Source organism: Bacteroides sp. AM23-12 (genome assembly GCF_003434395.1).
GTDB classification, from domain to species: domain Bacteria; phylum Bacteroidota; class Bacteroidia; order Bacteroidales; family Bacteroidaceae; genus Bacteroides; species Bacteroides thetaiotaomicron.
Window position 1 is genome coordinate 31,785 of record NZ_QTLF01000001.1, and the last position, 18,623, is coordinate 50,407.

At 45.4% G+C, this 18,623-nt stretch carries 14 protein-coding genes; 7 read left to right on the plus strand and 7 right to left on the minus strand.

Annotated elements, in window-relative coordinates:
* Positions 1 to 44: 44 nt before the first annotated feature.
* Genes DW640_RS00130 through DW640_RS00140 form a run of 3 tightly spaced genes read right to left on the minus strand, consistent with a single transcriptional unit; the run spans position 45 to position 4,430 of the window.
* Positions 45 to 2,990, minus strand: a complete 2,946-nt coding sequence (locus tag DW640_RS00130; RefSeq protein WP_011108144.1) for a bifunctional fucokinase/fucose-1-phosphate guanylyltransferase — start codon at positions 2,988 to 2,990, stop codon at positions 45 to 47.
* Positions 2,920 to 3,594 (minus strand): HAD family hydrolase, encoded by a 675-nt coding sequence (locus DW640_RS00135; protein ID WP_016268608.1) that lies wholly within the window; start codon positions 3,592 to 3,594, stop codon positions 2,920 to 2,922. The genes DW640_RS00130 and DW640_RS00135 overlap by 71 nt, the downstream gene beginning before the upstream one ends.
* A 29-nt stretch (positions 3,595 to 3,623) precedes the next feature.
* Positions 3,624 to 4,430 (minus strand): hypothetical protein, encoded by an 807-nt coding sequence (locus DW640_RS00140; RefSeq protein WP_008766610.1) that lies wholly within the window; start codon positions 4,428 to 4,430, stop codon positions 3,624 to 3,626.
* Between the two features lie 194 nt (positions 4,431 to 4,624).
* Here DW640_RS00140 and DW640_RS00145 point away from each other — a divergent pair, with 194 nt between their 5' ends.
* Positions 4,625 to 5,125 (plus strand): DUF5035 domain-containing protein, encoded by a 501-nt coding sequence (locus DW640_RS00145; RefSeq protein WP_008766609.1) that lies wholly within the window; start codon positions 4,625 to 4,627, stop codon positions 5,123 to 5,125.
* Between the two features lie 102 nt (positions 5,126 to 5,227).
* Here the strand turns inward: DW640_RS00145 and DW640_RS00150 are convergent, their stop codons facing one another.
* The 3 genes from DW640_RS00150 to lysS form a co-directional block, all read right to left on the minus strand.
* Positions 5,228 to 6,565 carry a glucose-6-phosphate isomerase gene (locus DW640_RS00150; protein WP_008759774.1) on the minus strand — a complete coding sequence of 446 codons (1,338 nt, stop codon included), beginning with the start codon at positions 6,563 to 6,565 and terminating at the stop codon, positions 5,228 to 5,230.
* Between the two features lie 131 nt (positions 6,566 to 6,696).
* The gene (locus tag DW640_RS00155; protein WP_008759775.1) at positions 6,697 to 7,692 is read right to left on the minus strand and encodes an NAD(P)H-dependent glycerol-3-phosphate dehydrogenase; all 996 of its coding nucleotides are present in this window, start codon (positions 7,690 to 7,692) and stop codon (positions 6,697 to 6,699) included.
* Positions 7,693 to 7,786: 94 nt separating this feature from the next.
* Complete coding sequence (lysS, locus tag DW640_RS00160) at positions 7,787 to 9,517, minus strand: lysine--tRNA ligase (protein WP_008759776.1); 1,731 nt, start codon at positions 9,515 to 9,517, stop codon at positions 7,787 to 7,789.
* A gap of 75 nt (positions 9,518 to 9,592) precedes the next feature.
* Here lysS and DW640_RS00165 point away from each other — a divergent pair, with 75 nt between their 5' ends.
* Positions 9,593 to 10,975, plus strand: a complete 1,383-nt coding sequence (locus tag DW640_RS00165; RefSeq protein ID WP_008766607.1) for an MATE family efflux transporter — start codon at positions 9,593 to 9,595, stop codon at positions 10,973 to 10,975.
* Here the strand turns inward: DW640_RS00165 and DW640_RS00170 are convergent.
* Positions 10,956 to 11,822, minus strand: a complete 867-nt coding sequence (locus tag DW640_RS00170; RefSeq protein ID WP_061473413.1) for an AraC family transcriptional regulator — start codon at positions 11,820 to 11,822, stop codon at positions 10,956 to 10,958. The two genes, DW640_RS00165 and DW640_RS00170, sit on opposite strands and share 20 nt — an antisense overlap.
* Positions 11,823 to 12,003: 181 nt before the next feature.
* Between DW640_RS00170 and DW640_RS00175 the strand changes: the two genes are divergently transcribed.
* From DW640_RS00175 to DW640_RS00190, 5 genes are all read left to right on the plus strand, one after another.
* Positions 12,004 to 13,074, plus strand: a complete 1,071-nt coding sequence (locus DW640_RS00175; RefSeq protein ID WP_061473412.1) for an efflux RND transporter periplasmic adaptor subunit — start codon at positions 12,004 to 12,006, stop codon at positions 13,072 to 13,074.
* Positions 13,071 to 16,211: an efflux RND transporter permease subunit gene (locus DW640_RS00180; RefSeq protein WP_008766604.1), complete on the plus strand. Its 3,141-nt coding sequence runs from the start codon at positions 13,071 to 13,073 to the stop codon at positions 16,209 to 16,211. Before DW640_RS00175 ends, DW640_RS00180 begins: the two co-directional genes overlap by 4 nt.
* On the plus strand, positions 16,208 to 17,575 hold the full coding sequence (locus tag DW640_RS00185; protein WP_008766603.1) for a TolC family protein: 1,368 nt from the start codon (positions 16,208 to 16,210) through the stop codon (positions 17,573 to 17,575). Before DW640_RS00180 ends, DW640_RS00185 begins: the two co-directional genes overlap by 4 nt.
* A 334-nt stretch (positions 17,576 to 17,909) precedes the next feature.
* Positions 17,910 to 18,062: a hypothetical protein gene (locus DW640_RS23620; RefSeq protein WP_008766602.1), complete on the plus strand. Its 153-nt coding sequence runs from the start codon at positions 17,910 to 17,912 to the stop codon at positions 18,060 to 18,062.
* Between the two features lie 2 nt (positions 18,063 to 18,064).
* Positions 18,065 to 18,616 (plus strand): GNAT family N-acetyltransferase, encoded by a 552-nt coding sequence (locus tag DW640_RS00190; protein WP_008766601.1) that lies wholly within the window; start codon positions 18,065 to 18,067, stop codon positions 18,614 to 18,616.
* Positions 18,617 to 18,623 lie beyond the last annotated feature (7 nt).

Here is an 18,623-nt window from a genome sequence, read left to right on the forward strand (position 1 = left end):
ATCAGTGGTTATCAAGGGATTTTTGTTCTTATATAACTTTTTTCTTAGCTTCTCGATACCTGTAATCCTTTATCGGAAAGCGTCATTTCAACAAAGCGTGCACGCGGATTAGGAGCCTGTTCGGTCAATATCCGACGGATGCATCCGGCCGCTTGCGGATCTTTAGCCACCATATATAAGTAACCGCCACCTCCTGCACCGGGCAATTTATATCCTAGCGTATAATCTTTAATCTGTTCGATAATAGCTGCTACTGCCGGTGGATTCGTGCCACTGTCCAATGCTTGGTTTTGTATCCAGCTTTTGCCGACAAGATTGCCGAAAGTTTCGAAATTACCTCGCAGGATAGCTTCGCTCATATCCATCGCATGGGCTTTCATCTCTGCTAATAAACTAAGATGCTTTCCGGAGTTAAGGAACATGGAACTGACAATTTCAGCTAAGATGCCTTTGGCTGTACGGGTGATTCCGGTATAATAAAGCAGATGGCAATCCCGATATTCCGGCTGCACAAAGAGCTGGTCGGGTAACCACCGTACTAATGGATGTTGTTCGAAGCCGGATTCGGATTGCAACAGTTTTACGCCGGGGAATACGCCGCCGTATTGATCCTGCCATCCGCCGCCGGTGGTAAGTAATTGTTCCAATACCAGTGTATAATTGCAGATGTCGTTCCTATCCCATGCCAGTCCGCAAAAATCATTGATAGCTCCGAGTACGGTAGATGCAAGGATAGAACTGGTACCTAGTCCCGAACCTGCCGGAATGGCAGCCAGTAAAGTGATTTCCAGTCCTGAACCGAACGCTTTTAGATGTTCTTCCAATGACGCATGAGATTCCGCCGCAAATAATGGGGCAAATCCTGCCAAGGTAAGTGCTGCCTTCGGTATGGAGAAAGGCGAACCGACTTTCTTGTAATCCTGCAATTCCTCATAACTTCGGATAACCTCCACAGCTCCCATATCAATGGAACGAAGTACGATATGGAACTCGTGACATGGTTTGACGTATACTTGTAACGGCGGCTGCCCATTCAACTCAATCGCCAGATTGACTACACTTCCTCCCGAATAGAGAGAGTAAGGAGGTGTATCTGTCCATCCTCCTGCAACGTCAATGCGCACCGGACTACGTCCCCATACGATCTGATCCGAATAAACATTGAGCTTCGGATAGTTCTTTTTTCCGGCAACGGCTTCCAGTAATCCGTCACGGAGTAGCTGGAACGCAGCTTGTTCTTCTCCTTTGCAGCCTTCATTGCCTTGCAGCTTCAGGATACGTGCCCGAAGCATACGGTTATGTATACGCACCATGGGTGCGGCATCCTCTTTCAAGACAGCGGGAACATCCAGATTGAGCCGGACAAATTCATTGGCTGCGTCTTGCAAGTCAAGCTGATAGAATACACTCTTCTCATAATTGGCGGACAATCCTTTCCAGTTATCCCTGCGGAAAGCGCTGCGCTGTGCGTAAAGACGTTCCAGGTTCGCTTGTGCCGATATCTCGTCAGCGGATAGTTTTTCTGCTCTCAGCCATAGCTCTTTTCCTTCTTTTAGTTGTGGCTCAGCTGTCATCCAGCGTATTAAAATACCCAGTTCTTCGATGGAAGTCGTTACGGGGAAAACAGGAGCAGCTTGCAGATCATCTGTACGTCCTTTTATGTCTTCCAGTCCAATCTCTCTTTCCTTCATCCACTGTGTGAAAGAGTTCCCCAAGTAGGTGGTCGAGTCATTACTTAAATCACCTTTGAAAACATCATCCAGCCCATAAGGCCGTGCGACAAAGGCTGCGTCTCCCATAGGAACGATGTCGATGCAGACTCCGTCCGGCAGGTTTATATTCCAATGGTTTTCGGGAACTCCTGTAATAATCTGTCGTGAACCTAATTTCCATCCTTCTCCTACGTGGCTGTTCTCAATCCATAAATTGGCGTTCTCTGCAGATAACTTCACTTGGGTAAACGAGTTTTGTATAAAGATGGCAGGATTCGGTTTTACTTTCCGGTGCATGATACGCCTTTGGTCACGCACTTTATCCTGTATGGCGAGTGTGGAAGAAATCAGTTCCCGACTCGTTCCGAAATGATAAAACTCTCCGCCGGGTAAAGGCAGGATTGCTACCGAAAGTTTGTTTACTTCATCGTCTGTCGTTTGGGGATGCTCTCCCAGTGCCAGGCCATAATCCGAATATAAATCGTAGTAGCTGATATCATTCGTGCCTTCTTTCAATGACCGTTTCATCAATACCTCAACGGCACGGTCACTTAATATCCATATACCGATATCCATCAGGAAAAGATGGGTCTTTGATAATCCTTCCAATTCCTCTAAAGAAGGTTTCTGCAACATGAAGTCGAGCACTTCCGGCTTCTTGCGGTCCGATACGAATACTCCGTGGTGAGTAGCCAATGAAGGATTCACCCATAAACCATAACATACGACATCTACTTCCGGGATGTCTTGCAGCGGTTTTTCCGAACGGATATATACGTCTCCGCTGGCTATCAGCGTGTTCAAGCCTTTCGGAGCCTGCTTCATGATTCTTTCGTATAGCGGAAGTTGCAGCGACAGCAGATTCTGTCCCAGCTTTTGTCCTCTCTCCCAACTGAAAACCGGTATGGGAGTCAGTATTTTGCCCGAAGGAGCATAGCCGGGCAAGCGGCGGCTTTGTCCTCCCGCATGCAGCAAAATCTTTTTTTCGTTTCCAATCCATTTGCTGAAAGTCTCTTCCGGTGCAAAAGCCTGATGGCAGGCCTGCAACAGCCAGGTCGTTCCTCCTCCGGAGCCTAACTTGCTGCCTACAGGGTCTGATGTACAAAACCAGTCAGTATGATTCACTTCTTCCAGTTGATGAAAACTGTCAATTAAGTTGGGAGGTAAGGATAATAACTTTTGCATAGTAGAATCGGTATTTATAGGTTTATAACATGATTGTATCCCAGCTATCGCAGAGTGTCTGCATAGAAGGAAACAGCAGATCGGCTCCGGCATCCAGCAACACCTGTCCGTCCAACGGACCAGTATTGACCGCGATTGTGAAAATTCCGGCTTTATGTCCTGCTTCCACGCCCAATGGGGCATTTTCGATAACGATTGCTTCGTCAGCTTTGAACCCTCCTTTTCTTAATGCCATCAGATAAGGTTCCGGATTAGGTTTGCCATATTTCACGTCAAAAGCGGTCACCATCAGCTCTTTATGAAACATACCCGGAAAATTGTGTTCCAGACGTTCCAACAAAGAAAGCTGTCCCGAACCAGTGACTACCATAGGAGTCAGCCCTTCACTCTTTACTTTCTGCAAAAGTTCCCATGCGCCGGGCATACGTTCTGCTTCCGGATAAGAATTGAACAGGATACTTTTTTCGTGATATATACTTTCTATTTCCTCTTGTGTGGCCTCTTTTCCTAATTCACGTTGAAATACGATATTGATAGTCGATGCCCCCGTGCGTCCTTCGTGCATATATGCTTCTTCCCGGCTCAGATCAAGGCCGTGAGTTTTCATGACTTGATGCCATGCTTCGGAGTGATAGGGCATGGAGTTAAAGAGCACGCCGTCCATATCGAACAGGACGGCTTTCAGTTTCTTTCTCATAATTGGGTTAGATGGAATCTGTTTGATATTTATTCTTTTTTCAGCATATCTTTCAGTTCAGGCACGGTGATCACTACATCATGCTGAGCTTCCGATTGTTTGCCGATATATCTGTAGACTATATTTCTGTCACAATTCACACAACTTTTGATAAACAGTTGGGTAGCAAGATCGGTCTGATTGCCTAATGTTTCGATAATACCTTGTTTCACCTCTGCGGCATTTGCTTTAATCTGGTTCATATCACACAGATCTTCGTCAACACGACAGATATAAATCACTGCTTCATCGCTGAGTTCGATTTTCTCGATCAGAACGTCCTCACTTGCCTGTATCGGGAACTGTAAGTTTGCCATCTGTACCTGCGTTTCCAGTTTAGCCAGGTCGCTTTCGGTGGTGTCGACATCCTTATTGAGAATTTCCTTAATTTCATCTGTTGTCAGTTCGCAGACTACCTGCTCTCCCGAATCTTTACCTATATATATCATTTGCAGGCCCGCTTTACATTTTACAACAAGGTCCAGCAATGACTTTACTTCTTTATTCGGATTCTGGAACATGATTTTCAGGGAAGTCTTCATGCTTTCCGGATTTTTCTGCAGAGTCTTGATGTTGGCAGCCTCTTCGTTCAGATAAAAGGTATACACTACGTTCTCTCCATCATAGACGATGCTGGTGATTTTTCCGGTCTCTCCCATGTCTATCGGACATTGTTTGTTGGCAGCCTCGATGCCTGCTTTGAGTTTGATTTCCTGACAACCGGTGGTTAACATCATCAGTAGTGACAAGCTGATAAACAATATCACTGCATTCGGTCTTCTTACTAATTTTTCCATTGTTCTTTTATTTAGAATTCATTTATTCTTGGGATAAAAAGAGATATACGAAGCAAAGATAGTCATAAAAAATGAGAGATATAACAGAATGGAGGAGATAGTTGCTGGTTGTGTTTTGGATGATAAATCGTATGATAATTTGTCGTTTAGAAGATAATATGTATTTTTGTAGCATGATAAAACTAGTCAATAGCATGAAAAAGAAAGTATTGTTTCTGCTGCCATTGTTTCTGGGTGCTTGTTCGGATAGCGGAGAAAGCCCTGTTATCACGATAGAAAAGCTATATGTGAAAGTAGATCAAGGCGATGGAGAAACCATCCGCGAAGACTATGCAAACCGGATGAGTGAAATGCCTGCTTTGAAAGTGGGAGATAAGGTGGATGCGTTTTTGATCTTGGACGGCAATGGAGCCGAACTGAAATCTTTCCAGCTTCAGAATGGGGAAGAGATGAAGACTGAGCTCCGTTATGAAAAGACAGAAGTCACTACCGAAGGAAATCTGACAGACGAGGAAAAAGGGCAGTTGCGCTTCAAAGATGGCGTGACAAAGACTAAGGTGCTGGTTCATGCCACTATTGAGCATGTAGATAAAAATGGTGATGTACAATTATCTTTTTATCTCTCTTCAAAAGCGGAGTGTGAAGGAGCGCAGGAAGTGATTGACTTGAAAACAGAAGTCGTTGAGAATGAATGAATCCTGAAAGGGAGTGAGTCACTTTAATGTAACGAAGGAAATATAATAAAAAGAAGCGGTCTCCTAAAGAGGCCGCTTCTTTTTATTGTCAGTTATTGGATATTACAGTTTAGCCTGAATAGCCTTTGATTCTTCTTCGTATCCCGGTTTGTTCAGCAAAGCAAACATATTTTTCTTGTATGCTTCCACGCCCGGTTGGTTGAAAGGATTCACGCCCAACAGATAGCCGCTGATGCCGCAAGCCTTTTCGAAGAAGTACAGCAGACCGCCGATGTTGTATTCGCTCAGTTCCGGAAGAACGATGCGCATGTTGGGTACACCGCCGTCTACGTGAGCCAGCTGAGTTCCCAGTTCGGCCATTTTGTTCACTTCGTCCACCCGTTTGCCGGCAAGGAAGTTCAGGCCGTCCAGATTAGCTTCATCGAAAGGAACTTCCAGTTTATGGTCTACTTTATCCAGTGAGATCACAGTTTCGAAGATCGAACGTTCGCCTTCCTGAATCCATTGTCCCATAGAGTGCAGGTCGGTAGAAAAGTCAACAGATGCGGGGAAAATACCCTTGTTGTCTTTACCTTCGGATTCTCCGTAAAGCTGTTTCCACCATTCACTTACGTAGTGCAGTTTCGGGCAGAAGTTGACAAGGATTTCAATCTTCTTGCCTTGTCTGTACAGTTCGTTGCGGGTAGCAGCGTAGATAGCCGCAGGGTTTTCTGCAAACGGAACGTCAGAACCGCATGCCTTTTCCATATCGGCAGCACCGGCAACCAGTTTGTCGATGTCGAATCCGGCAACTGCGATCGGCAGCAAACCAACCGGAGTGAGCACAGAGAAACGTCCGCCTACGTTGTCCGGAATGATAAATGTCTTGTATCCTTCTTTGTCGGCAGTCACACGTGCAGCACCTTTCTTGGCGTCTGTCACGGCAACGATGACTTTCTTGGCGGTTTCTTTGCCGCGTTGGTCTTCACATTGCTTTTTCAGCAGACGGAAAGCAAGAGCGGTTTCGGTAGTCGTTCCCGATTTGGAGATATTGATAACGCCGAATTTCTTGTCTTTCAGATATTCGGTCAGTTCATACAGATAGTCTTCGCTGATGTTATGTCCAGCATAGATCATGACAGGAGCAGTTTTCTTGTCCTGCAACCATGTGAAACTGTTAGACAGCGCTTCGATTACGGCACGTGCGCCCAGATAGCTGCCACCGATACCTGCTACGATCACTACTTCGCAGTTGTCTCTTAATACTTTTGCAGTAGCGTTCAGGTCAGCCAGATGCTCTTTGCTGATGGACGAAGGCAGATGTAACCATCCCAGGAAGTCGTTACCTTCTCCTGTTCCTTTTTCCAGCATTTCCTGTGCAGCTTTTACCTCGGCTTCATAAGCAGAAACCTTTTCTTTGGAGATGAATCCAAATGTTTTTTCAATGTTCAAGCTAATCATATCTATCAATTTTAAGTAATATGTAATAGGTAATAGGTAATAGGTATTAAGTAATAAGTATTATGCATGAGACGTAAAGCTTAGGTGGCTACGGTTAATACCTAATACTTATTACTTATTACCTATTTTTCTCATCTAAAAGAATCAGTCAGCAATTTGATCTCTATCATGGGTGAGATGCGTTCATACAAGATATTGTATACGGCATCCAGTATCGGCATGTTGACGTGGTGATGCTTGTTGATCTCTTTGATGCACTTCGTGCCGTAGTATCCTTCCGCGATCATTTCCATTTCAATCTGCGCACTTTTAACGGAATATCCCTTGCCTATCATCGAACCGAACGTGCGGTTACGGCTGAAGTTGGAGTATCCTGTCACCAATAAGTCTCCTAAATAAACAGAATCATCTACATTTCTGTTCAGGGGATGTACTGTATTCAGGAAGCGGTTCATTTCCTGAATCGCATTGGATATCAGTACTGCCTGGAAGTTATCGCCGTATTTCAGTCCGCTGCAGATGCCGGCGGCAATGGCGTATACATTTTTAAGCACCGAACTGTATTCGATGCCGGCTACGTCGTCGCTGACGGAAGTCTTGATGAAGCTGCTTCCCAAACGGCGGGCGAAGATGCGCGCTTTGTCCTTGTCCGGGCAGGCGATGGTCAGATAAGAGAGGCGTTCCAGCGCTACTTCTTCTGCGTGGCAGGGACCTGCCAGTACTGCGATGTTTTCGGGTGGTACGCCATATTCTTTTGTGAAATATTCCGATACAATCACGTTGTCATCGGGTACGATTCCTTTGATAGCAGTGATAATAAACTTATCCTTAATCTTTGTTTTCAGCTTTTTCAGATGAGCTTTCAGATAAGGAGAGGGGGTGACGAAAATCAGTGTATCCGATTCCTTCACGACATCGTTGATGTTAGAACTGAAAGTGATACGCTTCGTGTCGAATTTCACCCCTGTCAGATAGGCGGGATTATGTCCAAGTCTCTTAAAATCAGCGATGCGGTCATCTCGTCGCATGTACCAATTAATAGAGTCTTCCTGAGCCAGACACATCTTTGCGATGGCTGTAGCCCAACTTCCTCCGCCCATTATCGCTATCTTACCGGGTAGTTTCATATTTAGTTGAAAGTTGAAAGTTGAAAGTTGAGAGTTGGTCATTAAAAAGGTTGTTCAAGTAACAACTTTCAATTCTCAACTCTCAACTCTCAACTTATTTAAGTTTATTTATCCACTCGGTCACGTCGTTCACGCTTGGATTGGTCAGTTCTAATTTGTATTTCTTATTGATTCCGCAGATGTCCTGGTGCAACTTTTGCGGATTAACATCCTGCATATCAGCTACTGTGTTGTAGCCGGCTTTCTGGATGACCGGCACCCAGTCTTCTGCAATACCCAGTTCCATGTATTTGGCGGCAGGGTCTTTCTTGATTACTTTCTCCGGACGCATTTGCGGGAAGAACAGTACTTCCTGAATGGTGGTCTGTCCTGTCATCAGCATCACCAGACGGTCGATACCGATACCGATGCCGGATGTAGGAGGCATGCCATATTGCAAAGCACGCAGGAAATCCTGGTCGATAATCATTGCTTCGTCGTCACCCTTGTCGGCAAGACGCATCTGTTCTTTGAAGCGTTCTTCCTGATCCAGCGGATCGTTCAATTCCGAGTAGGCATTGGCCAGTTCCTTGCCGTTTACCATCAGTTCGAAACGTTCGGTCAGTCCAGGTTTGGAACGGTGCATCTTTGTCAGAGGCGACATTTCCACCGGATAATCGGTGATGAAAGTCGGCTGGATGTAGCTGCCTTCACAGAATTCACCGAAGATTTCATCAATCAGTTTGCCTTTGCCCATGGTGTCGTCGATTTCTTCCATCTTCAGTTCTTTGCAGATCTGACGGATTTCTTCTTCGCTCTTGCCGTTGAGGTCATATCCTGTCTTTTCTTTGATGGCGTCGAGGATAGGCAGACGGCGGTAAGGAGCTTTAAAGCTGATTGTCTTTCCGTCTACAACGGTTTCGGTGCTTCCGTTTACGGCGATACAGATGCGTTCCAGCAACTTTTCGGTGAAGCTCATCATCCAGTTGTAATCCTTGTACTGTACATAAAGTTCCATACAAGTGAATTCGGGGTTGTGGGTTCTGTCCATTCCCTCGTTACGGAAGTTCTTTCCTATTTCGTATACACCTTCAAAACCACCTACGATGAGTCGTTTCAGATAAAGTTCCGTTGCGATGCGCAGGTAGAGGTCTATATCCAGTGAGTTGTGGTGAGTGATGAACGGACGTGCGCTTGCTCCGCCTGCGATGGATTGCAGGATCGGTGTTTCTACTTCCGTATATCCGGCTTCGTCGAGGGCGTTGCGCAGTGTTCTCACTACGGTGGCACGCTTTTCGAATGTCTCTTTGATGCCTTCGTTTACTACCAGGTCCACATAACGTTGGCGATAACGGAGTTCGGGATCTTCAAAAGAGTCGTAAGCTACGCCGTCTTTATATTTTACGATAGGCAGCGGTTTGATAGACTTGGCAAGTACGGTCAGTTTCTTGGCATGGATACTGATTTCGCCCATTTGTGTACGGAACACGAAACCTTCGATACCTACGAAGTCACCTAAGTCGAGCAGGCGTTTGAATACAGAGTTGTACAATTCCTTGTCTTCTCCCGGACAGATGTCATCACGTGTGATGTATACCTGTATACGACCTTTAGAGTCCTGCAGTTCGATGAACGAAGCCTTGCCCATCACGCGGCGGCTCATAATACGGCCCGCTACAGAAACTTGACGCGGTTCGTCTTCATCTTTGAATTCTGCTTTTATATCAGTAGAGAAAGCATTGGTTACATACTCTGCAGCGGGGTACGGATCGATACCCATTGCACGAAGCTCATTCAGACTATTGCGCCGAATAATTTCCTGTTCACTTAGTTCTAATATATTCATTTCGTTATGTATTAACTCAATTTTGGAGGCAAAAATACGAAACTTTTCTCATATATCCTGTAATCCGTCTCTTTTTTGTATCTTTGCGCCCTCAAAACAATAGGTATGACAGGACAAAAGACACCCACTGCGCTGGGTACGGAAAAGATCGGGAAGCTTTTAATGCAGTACGCCATTCCGGCAATTATCGCCATGACGGCATCTTCTCTTTATAATATGGTAGATAGTATTTTCATCGGTCACGGGGTGGGGGCAATGGCTATTTCGGGGCTGGCACTTACGTTTCCGCTGATGAACCTTGCAGCGGCTTTCGGTTCGCTGGTAGGTGTGGGAGCGGCTACACTGGTATCGGTGAAGCTGGGACAGAAAGATTATGATACGGCACAACGGGTACTTGGCAATGTGCTGGTATTAAATATTATCATCGGACTGGCTTTTACGGTTCTTACCCTGATCTTCCTCGATCCGATTCTTTACTTCTTCGGGGGAAGTGAGGCGACTGTCGGCTATGCCCGCGACTATATGGTGGTTATCCTCTGGGGAAATGTCATCACCCATCTTTACCTGGGCCTGAATGCGGTACTTCGTTCCGCAGGGCATCCACAGAAGGCGATGTATGCTACGATTGCTACCGTGGTCATTAATACGATACTCGATCCTATTTTTATTTACGGCTTTGGCTGGGGAATACAGGGTGCGGCTATCGCTACGATTACCGCACAGGTCATCGCACTTCTCTGGCAGTTCAAGCTGTTTAGTAATAAGGACGAACTCCTGCATTTTCATAAAGGCATTTTCCGACTGAAAAAGAAGATTGTTTTTGATTCTCTGGCCATTGGTATGGCTCCCTTTCTGATGAATCTTGCCGCCTGCTTTATCGTCATCCTTATTAATAAGGGGCTGAAACAGCACGGAGGGGATCTGGCTATCGGAGCTTTCGGCATTGTCAACCGTCTGGTATTCCTCTTCGTTATGATTGTGATGGGTTTGAATCAGGGAATGCAGCCCATTGCCGGCTATAACTTCGGCGCCAAACAGTATCCGCGCGTGACGCAAGTGCTGAAAATAACGATTTATGCCGCGACCATTGTTACAACCATCGGTTTTCTGATGGGAATGTTTATTCCGCAACTGGCTGTTTCTATCTTTACGACGCACGAAGAATTGGTGAATATCTCGGCAAAGGGCTTACGGATTGTTGTGATGTTTTTCCCGATTGTCGGTTTTCAGATGGTGACTTCCAACTTCTTCCAGAGTATCGGTATGGCGAGCAAGGCTATCTTTCTCTCTATTTCCCGTCAGGTGCTTGTACTGATTCCTTGCCTGTTGATTCTTCCCCGGTTTTACGGGCAGCTCGGCGTGTGGATCAGTATGCCTATCTCTGATTTGATAGCCAGTCTGATTGCAGGAGGGATGCTTTGGTGGCAGTTCCGTCAGTTCAGAAAGGCAACTGCCTGATCTGTTTATTCCGATACTCTTTCGGAGAGACACCTACGTATTGCTTGAAATACTTACCGAAGAAAGACTGAGTCGGGAAATTCAGCTTTGTTGCAATTTCCTTGATGGTGAGATCGGAGTTTTCGAGCAGTTGTTTGGCTTCGGTAATTACCATTTGTACAATCCATTGCAGGGCGGTACTACCGGATTTTTCTTTAATGACAGCAGAAAAGTACCGGGAAGAAAGGTACTGTTTACTGGCATAGAAGGTAACGTCCCGTTCCTGCTGATAATAGCGGAAGAGGGTAATGACGAAGTTCTGAAAGATTTTATCCTTTTTGTCTTGCGATAAAGGTTTGAGAGGCTGGTTGGTAAAATAAACGTTCAGCAATTCATAGCATAAGGTTTGCCCCCATGATTTGATGAGCTCGGATATCAGGTGCTGTCTTTGCAGCGGGATGTCATGTGCTTTTATATCCATTCGCTGTTGTAGGGCTTTGATTAATTGTTCCAGATAGTTGTATTGATATTCTGTAATTGAGAAACAGGGATTTTCCCGTAGATAGAGCAGGTTTTCTGAATTGACTATCTTATTAACGATCGGAATAATATAATTCAAATCCACCTCCAGCATAATCCCTTTTATATCCTTGCTGATACGCTGGATGCGCAAGAGACTGCCTGTCATATAAATGCAGACACTTCCTTTACTTATTAAATACGACTTGTCATTCAGGGCAACTTCCACTTCTCCTTTCTGGCAAAAAAAGAAACCACACTTGTCTATAGTAGATATCATACAGCCTTCTTTTTCCGTAGCATTCTCCGGAGATATTATAACATAACTAAAAGGTATCTGTTGTTCCATTTCCTCTTTTCTTTTGGGGTGGTTTCTGTTGCAAAGAAACGTATAAATAAATACAAATAGCAAAGTATTTGAGGATTTTAAGTTGAAAAAACTGCAAATTGGACAATTTATAGCTTAAATCAACCTTTTTACTTTTATCTGCTTGGGATACTTTTGCATGAACTAAATAACAAATGAAAATATGAAACGATTCAACTTTTTATTAACAGGAATTTTAGTCGTTTTGTTGGCGTCTTGCAGCCAACGTACACAGATTACAGATAGCAAACCTACAGTGAAGATTGATACTGTACTTTCTGCCGGTGGACAGACGGCTTTGCAATTTCCCGGACGGGTGAAGGCGGCGCAGGATATAAGTTTATCATTCCGTGTAAGCGGAACTATATTGCGTATGTACGTCAACGACGGAACGTATGTGCGCAAAGGACAGCTGCTTGCCGAACTGGACCCTGCTGATTATCAGATTCAGCTGGATGCTGCGGAAGCGGAGTATCAAAGTGTGAAGGCGGAGGCGGAGCGTGTGATGGCACTTTATAAGGAGAATGTAACGACTCCCGACGCCAATGATAAAGCGATGTACGGGTTGAAACAGATAACCGCCAAGTACAATCATGCGAAAGATCAGCTGGAATATACCCGTTTGTATGCTCCTTTCAGCGGATATGTACAGAAACGTCTTTTTGATTCCCATGAGACTATTGCGGCCGGTATGCCCGTTGTCTCCATTATCAGCGAGGGGACACCGGAGGTGGAAATTAATCTTCCGGCAGTAGAATATATCCGTCGCCAACAGTTCACCGGTTACACTTGTACGTTCGACATTTATCCTGGTCAGGAGTATGCGCTCGATCTGATAAATGTCACCCCTAAAGCGAATGCCAATCAACTGTATACGATGCGTTTGCAGTTGAAGAAAGGTGAAGCGCAGGCGCTTCCTTCCCCCGGAATGAATACAATGGTCACTATAGAATGTACCGAAGGGGAAGTGCGTCATCTGTCCGTTCCTACGGGTGCGGTTCTTCGTGATAAGGGGATGGCGAGTGTTTTCCTTTATGATGCTTCCAGCCGGACCATCCGTCGTTGTGATGTGACAGTCACCCGTCTGCTGGGCAGAGGCAGGTGCCTGGTGACTGCGGAGGGCTTGAAGCCCGGTGACTTGATTGTTGCTTCGGGAGTACATCATGTGAAAGACGGGGAGCAGGTAGAACCCCTTTTGCCAGCTTCTAAAACCAATGTGGGAGGATTGCTATGATCGATATAAGTAAATGGGCATTTGAAAATAAGAAGTTAATTTACTTCTTGATTGCGGTGCTGATAGTCGGAGGAGCTTATTCCAGCTATGAAATGAGTAAGTTGGAAGACCCGGAAGTAACGGTGAAAGTCGCCATGGTAGTGACTACCTATCCCGGAGCGTCCGCACATCAGGTGGAACTGGAAGTGACGGATGTACTTGAAAAGAATATCCGTACAATGGGGAATATAGATAATGTAGAAAGTTATTCTTACAATGATCTCTCCCTGATTCAGGTGGAACTGAAAACGACCGTCAAGGAGGCAGATGTGGAACAATGCTGGGATTTGTTGCGGCGTAAGGTAGCGAATGCACAGGCGGAACTTCCCGAAGGCGCTGCTACTCCCCTTGTGAAAGATGATTTCGGAAATGTGTACGGTATGTTTTATGCGCTGACAGGAGACGGATTGCAGGACAGGGAACTGTCTGATTATGCCGAACTGATAAAGCGGGAAGTCAGCGAACTGGACGGAGTGGAACGGGTTGACTTGTATGGAAAGCGTGAGGAATGCATCAACATCTCTTTACTGCAGGACCGGATGGCGAATCTGGGCGTGAAACCTGCCGAAGTTCTCGCTACCTTGAACGGACAGAATAAAACCACTTATACCGGATACTACGATAATGGCGATAATCGTATTCGGGTAACGGTGAGTGACAAGTTCAAGACGGTAGAAGATATCGGACGTATGCTGATTCAGGGGCACGATGATGACCAGTTACGTTTGAGTGACATCGCCCGAATTGAGAAAGATTATGAGAATCCTACCCGCAATGAACTCTTTTATGACCGGCAGCGTGCCATGGGAATACTGATTGCGGCTTCTTCCGGTTCGGATATCATCAAGATTGGCAAACGGGTAGAACAGAAACTGGACGAATTGAAAGCGGAGCGGCTTCCGACAGGAGTGGAGTGTCATAAAGTATTCTACCAGCCGGAACGTGTATCCGGTTCGTTGGGAACATTCATTCTTAATCTGATCGAATCGGTCATTATCGTAGTTGTCATTCTGATGATAACGATGGGATTCAAGAGTGGAGTTATTATCGGAATCAGTCTGGTGGTAACGGTGTTCGGCTCCTTTCTGTTCCTGTATTTTGTGGATGGCACGATGCAACGGGTTTCGCTGGCGTCATTTGTGCTTGCTATGGGGATGCTGGTTGATAATGCGATTGTTATTATTGACGGTATACTGGTCGATCTGAAAGCCGGCAAGAGCCGTATGGAGGCAATGACCGCTATCGGGCGGCAGACTGCGATGCCTTTGCTCGGAGCCACTTTGATTGCTATCATTGCTTTCCTGCCTATCTTCATGTCTCCCGATACTGCAGGGGTGTATACGCGCGACTTATTTATCGTGCTGGCGGTTTCGTTACTGCTTAGCTGGGTACTGGCTCTGGTGCACGTACCGTTGATGGCCAACCGAATTTTGCATCCCGAAGTTTCGAAAGAAGCGTCAACTACCGGAAAACGGGTGTATGAAGGAAAGATTTATGCCGTCCTACGTTCCTTGCTGCGGTTTAGTCTGGCTCATCGCTGGAGTTTTGTCTTTGCGATGGTAGCGTTGGTTGCTCTTTCAGCTTTCAGCTATCGGTTCATGAAACAGGGTTTCTTTCCGGATATGGTGTACGATCAGCTTTATATGGAATATAAATTGCCGGAAGGAACAAATTATACCCGTGTCACACGTGACTTGGAAGAGATTGAAGCCTATCTGAAAACTCGTCCGGAAGTGACCCATGTCACAGCTTCCGTCGGTGGTACCCCCGGTCGTTATAATTTGGTGCGTAACATAGCCAATCCTTCTTTGGCATACGGTGAATTGATTATAGACTTTACTTCTCCCGATGCATTGGTGGATAATATGCCCGAGATTCAGCAATATCTTTCGTCTCGTTACCCCGATGCCTACGTGAAACTGAACCGCTATAACCTGATGTTCAAGAAATATCCGATCGAGGCACAGTTTACGGGGCCGGACCCGGTTGTTTTGCATCAATTGGCAGACAGTGCCCGCAGCATTATGGAAAGCTGTCCGGATGTATATCTGATAACTACGGACTGGGAGCCGCAGATTCCCGTGCTGACCATTGAATATGACCAGCCGACTGCCCGCGCTATCGGACTGAGCCGTAATGATGTAAGCCTCTCGTTGCTTTCGGCCACCAGTGGCATTCCCATCGGTTCTTTCCACGAAGGAATCCATCGGGACAATATCTATCTGCGCTGCCTTGACGAACAGGGAAGACCGATTGAGGATTTGGATAACACACAAATATTTTCTTCTCTTCCTTCTTTGAATGGCTTGTTGACGCAGGAGATGATGATGAAACTGAAAACGGGAACGCTTTCGAAAGACGAACTGGTAGAAACCTTGATGGGAACTACTCCGTTGAAACAGATCAGCAAGCGGATCGATGTACAGTGGGAAGATCCCGTCGTCCCCCGCTATAACGGGCAGCGTAGCCAGCGTGTACAGTGTTCGCCTGTTCCGGGAATAGAAACAGAGAAGGCACGCCAGTCCATTGCCGCACAGATAGAGCAGATCCCATTGCCCGACGGTTATAAACTGCAATGGCAGGGTGAAAGGAATGCCAGTACGAAATCTATGCAGTATTTGTTCAAGAACTTCCCGTTTGCCATTATTCTGATGATCTCGATACTGATTATGCTGTTTAAAGACTATCGTAAGCCGATTATCATTTTCTGCTGCATACCGTTGGTTTTTGTCGGTGTAGTCGCCGTGATGTTGCTGACCGGGAAGACATTCAATTTTGTGGCGATTGTCGGCACATTGGGATTGATCGGTATGATTATAAAGAACGGAATTGTGCTGATGGATGAAATTACGTTGCAGATCAGCCAGGGAGTAGAACCGGTCACTGCGTTGATCGATAGCTCCCAGAGTCGTCTCCGTCCGGTGATGATGGCTTCGCTGACCACTATTCTTGGAATGATTCCGCTGTTGCCCGATGCTATGTTCGGTTCGTTGGCAGCTTCTATCATGGGAGGATTGCTGTTTGGCACGCTCATCACGTTGCTCTTTATCCCGATTCTGTATGCATTATTCTTTCATATCAAAAAGACAGACAAATGAAAAAAGAATTTCTCGTAGCTGTTAGTGTTTTGTTTGGAATGGCGGCTTCTCTTTCTGTTTCGGCACAAGAGAAGCTCAGCCTGAAACAATGCCGTGAAATGGCTCTAAAATATAACAAGGAAATGGCTGCTGCCGATAAACAGACGGAGGCAGCCCGGCTGCTGTCTCTCAGCTATAAAGCTAACTTCTTCCCCAATTTTACAGCAAGCGGAACCGGACTGTATAGTACGGCAGACGGCAGCTTGGGCATTCGGGGAGGAAATCTGCCGGTATTCCTGCCCGATCCCGTTACTGGAGAGTTGGCAACAAGCGGTTACGCTTATTTCCCCGGATTGAATCTGGACTATAAAGTCGGGACCGTCTATACAGGCGGAGTACAAGTGGAACAACCGCTTTATATGGGCGGAAAGATTCGCGCCGCCTATAAAATGTCATTGCTCGGCAAGGAAATGGCACATCTGAATGAGGAACTGACTGCATCCGGAGTGATTCTGAATACAGACAAGGCTTATGTGCAACTAGTGAAAGCCAAAGAAATGAAGAAAGTAGCGGAGAAATATCATGTGTTGCTCAATGAGCTGTTTCGGAATGTGAAGAGTGCCCACCAGCATGGCATGAAACCTCAGAATGATGTGTTGAAGGTACAAGTGAAACTTAATGAGAGTGAGCTGGCATTGCGCAAGGCGGATAATGCGCTCCGTCTTGCCGGCATGAATCTTTGCCATTATATCGGTCGGCCTCTGACAGCGGGGATTGATATCTCGGATGAATTTCCGGAAGTGGAGCAAGAGTGGAAGACACAGGTTGCCGATATCAGTGCCCGTCCCGAATATGGTATTTTGAATAAACAGATCGCCATGGCCGAGCAGCAGGTAAAGCTGAATCGGAGTGAACTGCTGCCACGTGTGGGAGTGAAGGGAAGTTATGACTATTTCCATGGATTGGAAATCAATGACGAAACTTTGATGAAAAAAGGATCATTCTCCGTCTTTCTGAATGTTTCAGTACCTCTGTTTCATTTTGGCGAACGTATGAATAAGGTGCGCTCTGCCAAGGTAAAACTGGAACAGACTCGTCTTGAACAGGAAAATGCCAATGAAAAGATGTTGCTTGAATTGACGCAGGCCACTAATAATTTGGATGAGGCCCGACTGGAATGCGAGCTTTCAGAACGTTCGCTGGAACAGGCGGAAGAGAATATGAAAGTCAGCGGCAAACAGTATGAGGTGGGATTGGAAACTCTTTCGGATTATCTGGAAGCGCAAGTTATGTGGCAACAGGCGTATCAGACGAAAGTGGATGCCCATTTTCAGTTGTATGTAAACTATGTGGCTTACTTGAAAGCGGCGGGGCAACTGCAATAAAGTTCTCAAACTATTCTCATCGCCTTGAGAAAAAATTCTCACCACAGTGAGAAAAAATACTCATGCCTATGAGAATATTTTCTCAAAGGGGTGAGAATAATTCTGCTTCTACCAATCGTATTTCTCGATGTATATATCGAAGGTCGGTTCGTATTTTATTCCGTGTTTTATGAAGATAGCGGCAATCTCTTTTTGATATAAAGAAATATAGAGAAGATATAGTGAGTGTATTTGAGACATATATGTCTCGAAGATAAATTCCTGGTTACTTGCACTTCCCGATTTATTAGGTTACTTTTGTAGCGTATTAAATGAAGAAAGGAGATAGGTGAGTATGGCAAGACCGATTAAAGAAACTCCGATACTTTTCGGAGAAGATGCACGGCGGTTTGAAGAGCGGATGAAAGAAAAACGCAGGGAGACCTCCGAGCAGCGGGCAAAAAGATTGAAAGACTACGAACTGGCAATGAAAATATTTAAAAAATAGATATGGATCGTCAGTTAATAGAGACAACGTATGAGATGCGTAAACTAGATACCTCAGAAAAAATAGAATCGTTCGATTGCGGAGATACCGACTTGAACGATTTTATTTTGAATGAATCTTTCCTGTATCGGGAAGCTTTGCTGGCTGTCAGTTATGTACTTGAGAATAAAGTTAATCAGCGATCGGTTGCTTATTTCAGTCTTGCCAATGACAGGATCTCTTTGTCTGATTTTGAAAATAAAACTGAATTCAATCGTTTCCGCAAACATCGGTTTGTGAATGAGAAGCGTTTAAAAAGCTATCCTGCTGCAAAGATTTGTCGTTTGGGTGTTGACTTGTCTGTAAAAGGTCAATCAATAGGCTCATTCCTATTGAATTTTATTAAAAGTTATTTTATTATTGAGAATAAAACAGGTTGCCGTTTTTTAACTGTTGATGCGTATGCGGCTGCTGTGCCTTTTTATATGAAAAACGGTTTTGTCCCATTGAATGATGAAGATGTGGATTCTGCTACACGTTTGCTCTACTTTGATCTGAATGATATTGTGAAATAATTCAGAT